Origin of the sequence: Vitreoscilla stercoraria DSM 513 (genome assembly GCF_000382305.1) — a bacterium.
In the GTDB taxonomy this organism is placed as follows: Bacteria; Pseudomonadota; Gammaproteobacteria; order Burkholderiales; family Neisseriaceae; genus Vitreoscilla; species Vitreoscilla stercoraria.
This window is the reverse complement of record NZ_KB908041.1, coordinates 1-13,425: the sequence shown is the minus strand read 5'-3', so window position 1 is coordinate 13,425 and position 13,425 is coordinate 1. Positions and strand designations below refer to the sequence as shown.

The window sequence follows — 13,425 nt, the reverse complement described above, 5'->3', positions numbered from 1 at the left end:
TTTCTAAGCGGCCTGTATGGCCGTGAACAAGAATATTGTCAAGTGGAGAAAAATACTAGATTTCTAAGCGGCCTGTATGGCCGTGAACGCGATATAACATAGATATAGAAGCAACGTATATTTCTAAGCGGCCTGTATGGCCGTGAACGGCTATCGTGCCTTATCGCTTGGGTTTGCGTTTTTCTAAGCGGCCTGTATGGCCGTGAACGGGTTCCAAATGCACTAGCAAAGCGTTAATATTTTCTAAGCGGCCTGTATGGCCGTGAACAAACACATTCAGTTAGCACAGAGAAACTTTCATTTCTAAGCGGCCTGTATGGCCGTGAACAAGAATATTGTCAAGTGGAGAAAAATACTAGATTTCTAAGCGGCCTGTATGGCCGTGAACGCGATATAACATAGATATAGAAGCAACGTATATTTCTAAGCGGCCTGTATGGCCGTGAACGGCTATCGTGCCTTATCGCTTGGGTTTGCGTTTTTCTAAGCGGCCTGTATGGCCGTGAACGGGTTCCAAAACCCGTTATGCTTATTCACAGTTTTCTAAGCGGCCTGTATGGCCGTGAACACTTCAACGTTACCATATAGATACTGTGCGTATTTCTAAGCGGCCTGTATGGCCGTGAACGTTGATACTGTTTAAGGTATCAAACTTAGCTTTTTCTAAGCGGCCTGTATGGCCGTGAACTGCTTGCTTATGCACTAGCAAAGCGTTAATATTTTCTAAGCGGCCTGTATGGCCGTGAACGTTTGATGGTTGCGGCGTACTTGGATGTTACATTTCTAAGCGGCCTGTATGGCCGTGAACGCTATATGCGCGATTACATCACACGCATTCGTTTTCTAAGCGGCCTGTATGGCCGTGAACAGCTATTGAGGGTCTGAATGCCCGACTTCATTTTTCTAAGCGGCCTGTATGGCCGTGAACTGATTTCCATACACAAGTTCGATTGTTTAACATTTCTAAGCGGCCTGTATGGCCGTGAACGTTGCGTGTTCCCAGCGTGTTCCTAGCGTGTTTTTCTAAGCGGCCTGTATGGCCGTGAACCCAAGCGCAAACCCACTATGCAAGAGTTGGATTTTCTAAGCGGCCTGTATGGCCGTGAACGCTTCCCAAAGGAAACGGATATACAATTGACATTTCTAAGCGGCCTGTATGGCCGTGAACAGCACTTGGCATTTAATATATAATACAAGGACTTTCTAAGCGGCCTGTATGGCCGTGAACTGGATTTTTACGCAGATGTGCGCCAAGCACTTTTTCTAAGCGGCCTGTATGGCCGTGAACCTTTCAAGTCTTCACCCATAGATACTTCGGAATTTCTAAGCGGCCTGTATGGCCGTGAACCCTGCGTTACGTCAGGATGATTCAACTGGATTTTTCTAAGCGGCCTGTATGGCCGTGAACGATACCTGCTTGACGGGCACGACGCTTCGCTTTTTCTAAGCGGCCTGTATGGCCGTGAACTCACTAACGCGCTTATCAAAGGATACCCGAGCTTTCTAAGCGGCCTGTATGGCCGTGAACAACACGGATGTTAATCCCTCCCATTGCGTTTATTTCTAAGCGGCCTGTATGGCCGTGAACCTATTACGGTAACCAAGTCTGTGTGCCATGTTTTTCTAAGCGGCCTGTATGGCCGTGAACCATTTAGCGGCTAGCACAGTCTCAGCCGTGTATTTCTAAGCGGCCTGTATGGCCGTGAACGTGTGCCATGTTGGATCGCCTTAATTAATCTATTTCTAAGCGGCCTGTATGGCCGTGAACAGCGTTTTAAGCGTGTTTAATGCTTTGGCAAGTTTCTAAGCGGCCTGTATGGCCGTGAACACTGAACAAGCTAAGCAATTACAAGCTGAATTTTTCTAAGCGGCCTGTATGGCCGTGAACAAAGAAAAAACGCCCTCAGAAGTATTTAAAGCTTTCTAAGCGGCCTGTATGGCCGTGAACCTGAACAAGCTAAGCAATTGCAAGCTGAGATGTTTCTAAGCGGCCTGTATGGCCGTGAACAGCTATTGAAGGTCTGAATGCCTTACTTAATTTTTCTAAGCGGCCTGTATGGCCGTGAACACCGTACAGAACGTACGGTTCAGAAGTCTAGCTTTCTAAGCGGCCTGTATGGCCGTGAACGCATTGGCAAGGTATGGTGGAATCCAAAAGGCTTTCTAAGCGGCCTGTATGGCCGTGAACGGAGGTAATATTATGACTCAATCCGCCTGCATTTTCTAAGCGGCCTGTATGGCCGTGAACTTATCAAGCAATTCAGATACCGCCTGTTCCCATTTCTAAGCGGCCTGTATGGCCGTGAACTAAATAAAAAAACACAAGCATGGTCACATCAATTTCTAAGCGGCCTGTATGGCCGTGAACAAGACCGCAGCGGCTGCAAATAAACGAAAATTTTTCTAAGCGGCCTGTATGGCCGTGAACGCACATAAATCAAGCTTTACCGCACCTGAAGATTTCTAAGCGGCCTGTATGGCCGTGAACTCATGATATAGCCGAGCAAAATAACAATAGCTTTTCTAAGCGGCCTGTATGGCCGTGAACCCAGCATCGACTGCTTTTTGCCATGTTTGGGTTTTCTAAGCGGCCTGTATGGCCGTGAACTGGCCGCTGTTGCATAATTTCGGACGTCAAACTTTCTAAGCGGCCTGTATGGCCGTGAACCACGAGGAGCATCAACCTGACTCACTTGGTAATTTCTAAGCGGCCTGTATGGCCGTGAACTAAATATCAAACACGCTTAAACTTGGATTGTATTTCTAAGCGGCCTGTATGGCCGTGAACTGGTACTGAGACTCCTGCTGTGTCTGCATCATTTTCTAAGCGGCCTGTATGGCCGTGAACAAACACATTCAGTTAGCACAGAGAAACTTTCATTTCTAAGCGGCCTGTATGGCCGTGAACGCACCAATGATATGGTCACCAAGAACGGGTGATTTCTAAGCGGCCTGTATGGCCGTGAACGTTGGGTTTTCATAATAATTGATTGCAGCACGATTTCTAAGCGGCCTGTATGGCCGTGAACCTACAATGGCTTATGTTGATGAGCAAGCTAATTTTCTAAGCGGCCTGTATGGCCGTGAACTTGTAGATAACTCTGTTCCTGTAATTGGTACGTTTCTAAGCGGCCTGTATGGCCGTGAACACATCCTTACCACCGATGCCATCTAATGTTACTTTCTAAGCGGCCTGTATGGCCGTGAACCTTGTCTTTATCCTGAATTGTCGTGCTAGCAATTTCTAAGCGGCCTGTATGGCCGTGAACGTGCCTCCGACAGTTGATAGCGGATATGTAGATTTCTAAGCGGCCTGTATGGCCGTGAACAAATGAAAAAAGCTGCTAAAGAGTTTGCAAGTTTTCTAAGCGGCCTGTATGGCCGTGAACAAATGAAAAAAGCTGCTAAAGAGTTTGCAAGTTTTCTAAGCGGCCTGTATGGCCGTGAACATGCTAGTCATCACCACGGCTCAAAACCAGTGTTTCTAAGCGGCCTGTATGGCCGTGAACCTCGATGCAGCCTTTTTCTGTGTTGTAGTTGATTTCTAAGCGGCCTGTATGGCCGTGAACTGACACGAATATGAATGTTCCGTTCTATGCTGTTTCTAAGCGGCCTGTATGGCCGTGAACGTTTTGAAAGAAATACGCAACGGCGTACCGATTTTCTAAGCGGCCTGTATGGCCGTGAACTTGGTGTTGATAGTTTGAATTTTGGTTATGCTTTTCTAAGCGGCCTGTATGGCCGTGAACTGAAAGACACAATTTCAGGCGCGGGCATTGGCTTTCTAAGCGGCCTGTATGGCCGTGAACCAGACACATGCGGATTCAGCTCAGGACATAGCTTTCTAAGCGGCCTGTATGGCCGTGAACACAAACCCATGCTTAACGTGTGGGCTTTTTTTTTTCTAAGCGGCCTGTATGGCCGTGAACTGTTCTTTGGCTGTTTCACCCTGCTTGTCTTGTTTCTAAGCGGCCTGTATGGCCGTGAACGGGGGCGGCATGTATCAGTGTCGCTGGGGTAGTTTTCTAAGCGGCCTGTATGGCCGTGAACATGACGCATTCATTGATGCTGATGCTACTTTCTTTCTAAGCGGCCTGTATGGCCGTGAACGCAGTCCGCCCAATAATGATGCAAACCTTTGCTTTCTAAGCGGCCTGTATGGCCGTGAACTAACCGCCATGCCCGTCAGTGTTGTAAAGTTATTTCTAAGCGGCCTGTATGGCCGTGAACGTGCCAAGTCAGACCATGATGCAGACACCGCATTTCTAAGCGGCCTGTATGGCCGTGAACTAACCTAACTAACGTTCATGCAAATTCCGCATTTTCTAAGCGGCCTGTATGGCCGTGAACAGTTACTAAGAAAGCAATCGGTACATTCTTACTTTCTAAGCGGCCTGTATGGCCGTGAACTTTACTTTAGCAGAGGAGCGTTTAACATTTGATTTCTAAGCGGCCTGTATGGCCGTGAACGGTGGGTGGTATTTTGGGCGTGTTGGTGGCGATTTCTAAGCGGCCTGTATGGCCGTGAACGCAGCGTATCCGCCCCTCAATCCTGCGGTGTTTTTCTAAGCGGCCTGTATGGCCGTGAACCATTCGGCTATGGTATGAGTCAACCGTCAAACTTTCTAAGCGGCCTGTATGGCCGTGAACATTAGGTTGCTGCCAAAAACTAAAGTCCCAAATTTCTAAGCGGCCTGTATGGCCGTGAACAGTAAAATAAAAACAAAAAAACAAGTTACAACAAAGGTTTATATCCTAAAATCTGCTTAATACCCAAATTTTAACCGTTGTTGTAACTTTTTGATTTTAATATATTTTTAAAGAGCTAAAAAATATTGGGTTAAAATTCAGGAACTGCTGACTCGTGACTTAAACCATAAGTGCTGAAATTTTGCGTTTCAGACGCAGTTGCCTGTTGTTTTTCAATGAACAATTTAAATTTGTGTTTTTGTCCACTTTGAACATCTTGGGTACTGTGGCTGAGCATCTGAATGTAAGGCAAATCCGTTTGCATGACAAATTTTTGATAATGTTTTAAAGCATCATCATAAGAATGTCGTCCTTTTTTGGCATCATAGCGCGCCAATTTTTCGGGATTGCTTCTAATGGTTTTGCGTTTGTAAATGGCATAAGTGTGCACATCTTTGGGCACAGGTCTGATTGCCGTTATGTGCACATAATCACTCAAGCGCTCCAACCACTGACGCACATTCAATTGTGTCAATGCTTCTTCGGTCTGGGCAAAAAGCCGAAGCTTTTTACCCAAAGCCGCTTTGCCTTTGTCATGTTCTTGTTTGGCCTGATACATGTATTGAGGAAAGGCCACACCAATGTTGACGGTTTCATCGGCATTTTTCTGCTCGGTCAAGGCCAAATGTATCTGTGCATAAAGCTTGGACCATATGAAATAAGACGATATTTCCACTTGATCGATTAAGGTGATTTCTTGGTAGTATTTCATGCTTAATCCTTGCTGCTTTGACCAAATACACCGCCTCGTACTAACACAGCCATGACGTAATGTTCTTGATCGACATTGTCCAATTGTCCCCCTAAGGCGTATTTATCGAACAAAGTAAAAAAGTCTTGTTTGGCTTTGGGCGTCCGATAGGCCTTACCCAAGTTGGTGACCGCACCATAAGGCTCAATGGCAATGGCAGTTTGTTGGTCATCAAACTCAGGATACCAAGTATCGATGGTACGCAAAGCATTGCCAATTTTTTGTGAGTGCATGGCAGCCACATCGTTAACTTGGTACAAAATTTTGCTTTTGTCGCCTTTGCCTTTGTCCAATACCAATTCTTCACTTGGATACACTTCTTGGGCTTTTCCCACCAAAGCAAAAGCTTGAACTTTAATTAATAAATAAGGGACTTCACCGCGAAAGGCTTGGGCAATGTGATCGGCTAAATTTTGTAATTTATCATCACTTTGGTCAAAATCATTCAAAGCATAGTCCAATGCATTGAAAGTGATGGCTTCTTGTTCATTGATGTTCACCACGACTTCGATTTTTTCAGCACCGACACGATTGCGCCATAGAAAGCGGGCGTTGGCGATGTTAATGGCGTAACGTTTGGCCAATTCATTGAAGCTGTGTTCTTGAATGTAGGCTTTGGCAATTTGTTGGTAAGAAGCCAAAAAAATTTCATTGTTGCATGCTGATGGGTTTTCAATGCCACCCAATACTTTTAAGGTAAATGTCACTTTCAAAGTGTCTTGATTTTCACCCAAAGCACAGGCATCGACTTTTTGTAAGTTGGCTTTTTCTACTTCGGCATTTAATTTCAATGGATCATTGGCCACTGCAGACTTTAAGCGATTGGAAATGGTGCCACGAACAGACTTTTCAATCAGTTTTAATGCACTTTGGTCATGGCGATTGTCCCATGTGGTACCGTAAAAGAAACCATCAGATGGAACCAATTTTTTTTCAAATGCCAAGACACTTGCTACTGCTTTTTCATTTTTAGCCATAAGACTTTTATCCTTTGATAGATTCAATTGTTAGACGTTTACTGCATTTTGGCAAAGATACAAATTATTCTCTAAATCAACATGGTATTGCCACAACAGTTGATCGATGTGTTCAATTCGATATGGCATGACAAATTCTCCTAGTGTTAAGACGCTCTCGGCAAATCGATGTGGCGTATGAGCATCACGCTGGTTTTTGGCGGTTCCCAGTTCAGATATGCCTTGAAAACCCACAGCAATTGGGACTAGCCAACCTGGTGTTTGACGTTTGGATGTCCACGTTACCTTGCCTTCTTCATCTTGAACTGATGTGTGAGACACTTTTAAGTGTTCTAAAATGGCATCTAATGCGTCTTGTCCTTGTTGCATGCTTTGTTTGACCAAATCACGCCGTTCAATCAAGACATGGCCTAACATCAATTTATTTAAAATGGGCTTTAATGCTTGATTCAAGTCTTTGTCTTCATCTAAATCCAAGATGGAACAAGGTTTGACAGACAACACATCAGCACCGGCAAATTTCATACTGAGCACAAGGTTGGCTGTATGTTGTAATAAAACTTCCCGTTGCTCATACAATAAGCCATCGATTTCAATCAACAGCGAGACTTCCAAATGACACCGTGCCTCTTCAATGAAAGCAGGGCGGCTGCCGTCTTTATCCAATGGATTGGCTGTTGCGACAATTGAATGGACAAAATCACCACGGCCTTTGTAGGTTTGCAAATTGAAATCGTGACAAGAAACCGCCACTTTGGACAAATTAACGTGGCAATTTTGTTGGTGTAGTCGTCGCTCTAAAGCATGCACGGCACCCAGCCAAGCAGTCATGGCAGGAAAACCAATGGTATAAGGGCTGCTCATGGCATTGGCATTGTGTAGTTTTAAACGTGGTATTAATAAAAAATGACGCATTAAAAAAACTCCCGTGCTTTTTGCAATGATTTTTCTACCAAATTTTGGATTTCAAGTAATTCAGCTGAGCCCAAATCATAAGATTCGGCCACGGCTTTTTCATAACTGCGAGTGATCCAACGAGCAATGTCTATACTCAATTGTGTGCGCCATTGAGTGTCGTTTTCTCGAAGATCGGCATGAATGTCATCGAGCCAAATACGCTGTATTTTAGGTAAAGAAGCATAATGCTCTTTTGTTGACCAAGCTGACGGGTATGTTTCTCGAATCTTAAGACCTTGAAGCAATACCTCATCGATGACAAATTGCAAAATATTGTCAATGGCATTGCGAATGTTGATGTTGTTAATATCCAATTGCATGAATTGGTGCAGTTGAATGAAGCTGTTTTGATGGTTTTTTCGATACAAGCATTGTGTGAAAAAATCACTGTTGGGCAGACGTACAGAGCGTTTTTCTAAAGCAGGTGGGCAGCTGGAAAGCAAATAAGCACGACCGGCATTTTGGCTATTGAGGACGCTGACATTTTGTGGTTTAGAACCACCCAAAGCAATTTCAGTTAAATTGAAAATTTCATCAAAACCAAAAGGGTGAAATTTATTTTCTTTTTTAAAAGTTCTCGCTTCTTTAGTTATATCATTAAATCTAATTTTATTAAGTCTATTTAAAAGTTCAGTTGTAACTACTGACGGTGTTAATAAGGATAAAAGGTGGTAATCATTATTTATAGGAAAATAAACTTGTTTTAATAAAGGATGTGTTTTAGCGTTTTCTGGATCTATCATCAATTTTGATAAGGCTGATTTCACTTCGTCGGATTTTAAAGAAAGCGAAGCAGTCAGTTTTTTAAATTCACTACTTTCATTTTTCACGTGTTCCCATATTGACTGATCTTGTATTGGCTCTATTAAAAATAGATAAATTTCCTTCACAAAGCTGTCTGTTGCGGCATTTCCAAATACATCAAAAGTCTGTTGGTATTGAACATTATTAGTGCTTAAAAAACCATTATTTTGAATTGGAGCTTGATAGAAAAAACAGGAAGACTTCGCGTCTGGATGAGTAAAGGTACTGGTATGTGTTGTGATTGCAAATCTTGCTTGTTTTATTGCTTTATGCATCCAATTATCTTTTGTATAACGTTCGTTCGCTTCTTGAATTAAGTCAGCACTTGGTTCTTTACCTTTTGATTTTTTTTCTAACCAAATTTTTTTTTGCTTAGTTAAAAAATTAGCATAAGTTTGCTCTATCAATTTCTTCTCCCTCTATGTTGAATTTTATTGAATCACGGTTAAACCAAATTGATCGCAATACATTAATTCTTTGTTTTCATCGTATTCTGGCAGCATGATTTCGCCATAGCGTTTGGACAATGCTTCTATTTTTGCTTCAATATTCCAATTGGATTCAGAATCGGCTGTTGCCATGCGTTGTAAAATGTCATGGTAATTGCGTTTGAGCCACAAGCGTTCTTGTTCTAAGTCAGTTGGTTTATGAAAATGAATCTTGTAATAAGCTTGTCGATTAATATAATAGCCCAAATCGTTTTTCATCTGGATGTTAAGCTTAAGGCCTTGTTGTACGAAGAAAAGTTGAATGTTTGGGCTGCTTTGTCTAAAAGGATGAAACCGTTGTGGTAGGGCGGTTAAAAACCAACATTGTGTGAGCCAAGAATTCAAAGGTTTGGCACCCACTTGTGTGTAGTTGGTTAAAGCATCGGCCAAAACAGCATGCTCTAAATCAGCCAGTTTTTTTTGTGATTGTAAAATAGGATTGGGCTGAATTCTAGGAATGGCATTGATGCTTGCAGACTCATTTAAATCAATCAATTCAGAAAGATTTTTGGTATCTAATTTGAAATTGCCCTTGGCAGTATTTTTTTCAAAGCCAGGTTTTTCAAAAGCCACTTGTGCGCCGTGTAGTCCTTTTAAATTGTATTGCAATAGACCAATATTGGCCTGTTGCACGTTTTGATTAAGCTGGCGATGTCGTAATACTCGACCTGCTAATTGAATAATAGAGCGATAAGACGACGGTTCGATGATGGCCCAATCAAAATCGTGATCGCGTCCAACTTCTTCAACGGGCGTGGCAACCAATATGAAAATTACATTTTCTGCTTGAACGTTATCTAAATGTTGCCTGATCACAGGGTTAGAAAAAGCAAGTGCTTGTTGCCCTGATGTTTCTTTGCGTTTTAACACCACATCCAAATGATGCTCTTGTTCGCTTCTCAATAACAATACTTGGCGACTGTGATAAGCCATTGCACGAGGTTCAATATTTTCAGACCATGAGGCATTCAATAAATATTGTGTTAAGGCCACACATGGCGAAACATTGGCAATGCGAACCACTCCGAAAGACACACGCTTATTGGTTTGAACATCGATTGAATGATGACTGTGGTGTAGCTTTTCGATATGCTCTTGTATTTTTTTAAAATACTGTTGTTGAATGCTGCTGTCTAATTTGGGTTGTGTTTTGAGTGCAAGCAAATCGGAGCACTCAATGATGTAAGCTTTGTGTTTGATGATTTGGTTTTGTAAAAATTGGGCTCGTTCTGAAACGAATTTATCGTGTATTTTTGAATATTGGGCAATACATTGATTAGAAATATCCACATCAGTCGATTGGATATGGGATTTGAACTCATCCACCCACATGCTGGCAATACTGGTGTGTTGGATTTTTTTAAAGCGACAATACAATTGCCAACCTTGTTGATAAACATTGAAAAAACCTTCGGCCAGAGCAGGTGGAATGGTTGCTGATGAAATCATCACTTTTCGACCTAACATGGCACTTAAGTGAATTAATCGAGCAATCGCAATCAAATCTTGACCACCGAAATCATCCACTTCATCAATGACCAAATCGGAAGAAGACAAACGCAAACTTGGCAAAATGTATTTACCGCCACGTTTGGTTTCTGTGGCTGCCATCATATGATCGATGGTACAAGCTAAAACGGGTTTGTACAAAAAAGCTTTGTTGCGTTGGGCTTGATGTGATGGAAACAGAACATCCATAAAATCTGCCTGAGGCATGTCTGCATAATCCAGTTCGTTATCCAATAATTGCTCTAAGGACTCCGAACCTATTTGCGCCAATTCATCATGTGAAACATCATTTTTCAAAGCATTTTGTTGCTGATGCAATTCTTGTATGGCTTTAGAGCCAATCAATACAGCCAACTCATCGTTACTCAAACCCAAATCGTGGCGGTATGCATCTCCTGTTTGCAAGGTCAAAGTACGTAAACCTAATGCCAAAATATAACGCAATGACTTCTGGTCTTGAGACAAAGCTTGCATGATTTTGGCATTGGCAATGGTTTTTCCTTTGCCCGTACTGGCCATGTTGACAACGAACCAACCATTGTCATGATGGGTATTTTTCAGTTTGAATTGTTTGATTTCTTTGACGGCATGGTCCTGCCACTCAAAGCCTATAGGACTTTTATTCTTGAGTTTGCGAACATCGTAGGCAGGCTCCATTTCATCGGCCAAACGGCTTAAAGACTGTGCCACACGCATGGCATTGTGACAAACACCAACCAAATGCTCGTCTAAAAATTGTTTCGGTTGTTTGGCTTGATTGGTATTGGCAATCAAGTTTAAATTGGTTTTCCAATTCTTATCAGCTTCACAAGAAGAGTAATAATGGTCTCCCATCATCAAACACAGACGTGCATGGTGTAATACCACTCGCCAACTACCGTCCTGTAAAACTTGATGAACGTTGTTTTGTTCTTGTTTTAATCGTGTGGCCCATTTTTTAATTTGTTTGTTCCAACCATTGGATTGACTGAGCAAGCCTTGTTGAAATTGGAAACATTGAACCAAACGGTTTTTATATTCATTGACATCAAATTTATTTTGGTATCCCCAGTCAACGTCAATCAATTGAAACAATTGATCTAAATTATTGGCTGGGGTATCGGTAAAAGATTGACGTTGGTTCTCAATTTTAAGATCAGGCAAACGATGGTGTGACACAATCAGCCAAGCAATCAATTGTGCTAAAGGCGGTAAACCATGTAAAGCTTTGGTATGGTCTTCATACTGAGCAACAACTTGTTTAATCAGGTCTTCGTGCCACTGGTTTTCAATTAATAAGGTTAACCAAGCTTCATCTGAATGCGGATTGTCTGAAGATTGGACCAATGCATGTAATAACAGACATGAAATCCACTCATGTCTGATGGGGTCGCCTTTAAAGCGGTTTTTGGAATCTAATAATTTTTCTTGAAATAAAACTGATGCTTTACCCCAATCATGTAAAAGTGCTGATACCGCTACCAGTGATTTGATTAAAGGCAAGTAATGCCAATCATTTTCCCATTTGTTTTGATCTAATTTTTTTTGGGTCGTGTTCACAGGTACAATACCTTCGGCATTAAATTGATTTCGATTGCCGACAATCCACAGCAATTCGCTGCGACGGCGTCCTCGAATCCAATGACAACTGACCGCAGTACTTTTAGTCGCAGTTTTACGCAGCAGTTTTTTAACTGCCAATAAACCTTCTTCTGTGATGATGGTTTGCCAAGTGCGATCTCCAATACGATTTGCAAATGCGTCTAATACGCGACGTGTTTTAGTGAGGGCTTTTTTTTCACATTGGCTGATGAAAGTAACAATCATGTTATCTGTCCCTCATTGAATGAGGACAAGGCTGCATTTTTGACTTGATTGAACATGAAATCCAATGCTTTGTGTTCGGTGAATTTTTGCAAAATTTGTTGTCTGAATTCTTGCTCAGTCATTTTTTCTTTGGCACAAATGAATGCATGTGGTAACACTATGGCATCTTTAATTAAGTCTGCCACATCAAAAACCAAAGCACCACGTCTGGTTTTACCGTGCATAACAGCGAACCCATGTGGGATACCCAAAACCCATAAGGTGGTGGCTGCTAAGCCATAAGCCAAATAATTGCCATGGTTTAAAAAATCATTGGCCAAATCACCTTCATCTGGATTGCGATTGAAATCTTTTATCTGCGTACGAGTCGCAGCAATTTTGTACAATTGTTTGGTTGTGACCGCTTCGGCCAAAAGCAAATCTCCGACTTTGGTTTGCGCTGGGATTTTTTTAGCAAAGCCATTTAAAGTTTTACTGATATCCAAATCATCTGTATAAAAACCGTGCTCTTGTAAATCGCGGTCTTTTTTCCAAACAGATTCAATAAATTGGATGCGTTGTTGTTGAAACTCTTTTGCAACATTCAGGCGTTTACTTTCATCGAACCAAAAAGACAACCAGCCTTGTACATATTCGGTGGGACGATATTCACTTTGGGGTGTCATCCATTCAATTTCACAGCCCATAAACAAAGGGGTTCCACCACCACCACAAAAACCGACCAATACCCCTGCACTGGCAAGCATACGCATCGCAGCTTGAGTAATGGATGTGCCTGTGCCCAACATAATGACTGTGGTATTGGCAATTGGAATGTTCCAATATTGATTCTCATTTTTTGCTTCAGTCAGATACAATACTCGTCCATCTTTTTGCATCACTCGGCAATGTTCTAAATAATAAAGATTGGCGCGTTTAGAATGCAAAATGGCTTTCAAATCGCTTAGCTGATCCATGAATCATTGTCTCCTGAGACGTTGCTGCAAAAGTGCACACAAGCATCATGTGTTTGGAATGAAAACAAATATAAAGTTTATATCCTATTAATGCAAATGTAATAATTAAAATGAAATAATTTTTTAAGTATATTTTTTGATTACACCCTATTTTTACAAATTATATTTAAATACCAAATTATCCAAAATTCAATAAAATCAAGAAATTTTGTTATTGTATAAAAATTAAAAAATCAATTTATATACAATGTATAAATAAATTCTTATAATCCTAATATTACAAAATATGGGTTTTGGTGATATGAAGGGTCAAATTATTGGTTATGTCCGGGTATCGACTGTTGATCAAAATATCGAACGGCAGTTGGAACAGCTTCAGCATTGCGATGAATTGTTTATTGATAAAGTTTCCGGCAAAGATGTTGAAC

The 13,425-nt window shown here is 41.7% G+C and carries 7 protein-coding genes and 1 CRISPR repeat array; of the genes, 1 reads left to right on the top strand and 6 read right to left on the bottom strand.

Annotated elements, in window-relative coordinates; genetic code table 11:
- Positions 1 to 4,710: a CRISPR direct-repeat array (repeat unit 28 nt; unit sequence TTTCTAAGCGGCCTGTATGGCCGTGAAC).
- A gap of 130 nt (positions 4,711 to 4,840) precedes the next feature.
- The 6 genes from cas6f to cas1f are packed head-to-tail and all read right to left on the bottom strand — an operon-like array spanning position 4,841 to position 12,997.
- Positions 4,841 to 5,461, bottom strand: coding sequence for a type I-F CRISPR-associated endoribonuclease Cas6/Csy4 (gene cas6f, locus H150_RS0112975; protein WP_019959487.1), 621 nt, complete (start codon positions 5,459 to 5,461; stop codon positions 4,841 to 4,843).
- 2 nt (positions 5,462 to 5,463) lie between these two features.
- A complete protein-coding gene (gene csy3, locus H150_RS0112970) occupies positions 5,464 to 6,477 on the bottom strand; it encodes a type I-F CRISPR-associated protein Csy3 (protein ID WP_019959486.1) in 1,014 nt (337 codons plus the stop codon).
- A gap of 30 nt (positions 6,478 to 6,507) precedes the next feature.
- On the bottom strand, positions 6,508 to 7,392 hold the full coding sequence (gene csy2, locus H150_RS0112965; RefSeq protein ID WP_019959485.1) for a type I-F CRISPR-associated protein Csy2: 885 nt from the start codon (positions 7,390 to 7,392) through the stop codon (positions 6,508 to 6,510).
- Positions 7,392 to 8,645: a type I-F CRISPR-associated protein Csy1 gene (gene csy1 / locus H150_RS0112960; RefSeq protein WP_019959484.1), complete on the bottom strand. Its 1,254-nt coding sequence runs from the start codon at positions 8,643 to 8,645 to the stop codon at positions 7,392 to 7,394. Before csy1 ends, csy2 begins: the two co-directional genes overlap by 1 nt.
- A gap of 24 nt (positions 8,646 to 8,669) precedes the next feature.
- Positions 8,670 to 12,041 (bottom strand): type I-F CRISPR-associated helicase Cas3f, encoded by a 3,372-nt coding sequence (gene cas3f / locus H150_RS0112955; protein WP_019959483.1) that lies wholly within the window; start codon positions 12,039 to 12,041, stop codon positions 8,670 to 8,672.
- Positions 12,038 to 12,997 (bottom strand): type I-F CRISPR-associated endonuclease Cas1f, encoded by a 960-nt coding sequence (cas1f, locus tag H150_RS0112950; protein WP_019959482.1) that lies wholly within the window; start codon positions 12,995 to 12,997, stop codon positions 12,038 to 12,040. The genes cas3f and cas1f overlap by 4 nt, the downstream gene beginning before the upstream one ends.
- A 286-nt stretch (positions 12,998 to 13,283) precedes the next feature.
- On the opposite strand from cas1f, the gene H150_RS14500 reads away from it, so the two are divergent.
- Positions 13,284 to 13,425, top strand: a 142-nt coding sequence (locus H150_RS14500) for a recombinase family protein (protein WP_040755968.1), incomplete at its 3' end; no start/stop codon positions are given.

Excerpts from the sequence above, each read along its gene's own strand:
- csy3 (WP_019959486.1), bottom strand. The coding sequence starts at position 6,477 with ATGGCTAAAAATGAAAAAGCAGTAGCAAGTGTCTTGGCATTTGAAAAA.
- cas3f (WP_019959483.1), bottom strand. The coding sequence starts at position 12,041 with ATGATTGTTACTTTCATCAGCCAATGTGAAAAAAAAGCCCTCACTAAA.
- csy2 (WP_019959485.1), bottom strand. The coding sequence starts at position 7,392 with ATGCGTCATTTTTTATTAATACCACGTTTAAAACTACACAATGCCAAT.
- cas6f (WP_019959487.1), bottom strand. The coding sequence starts at position 5,461 with ATGAAATACTACCAAGAAATCACCTTAATCGATCAAGTGGAAATATCG.
- cas1f (WP_019959482.1), bottom strand. The coding sequence starts at position 12,997 with ATGGATCAGCTAAGCGATTTGAAAGCCATTTTGCATTCTAAACGCGCC.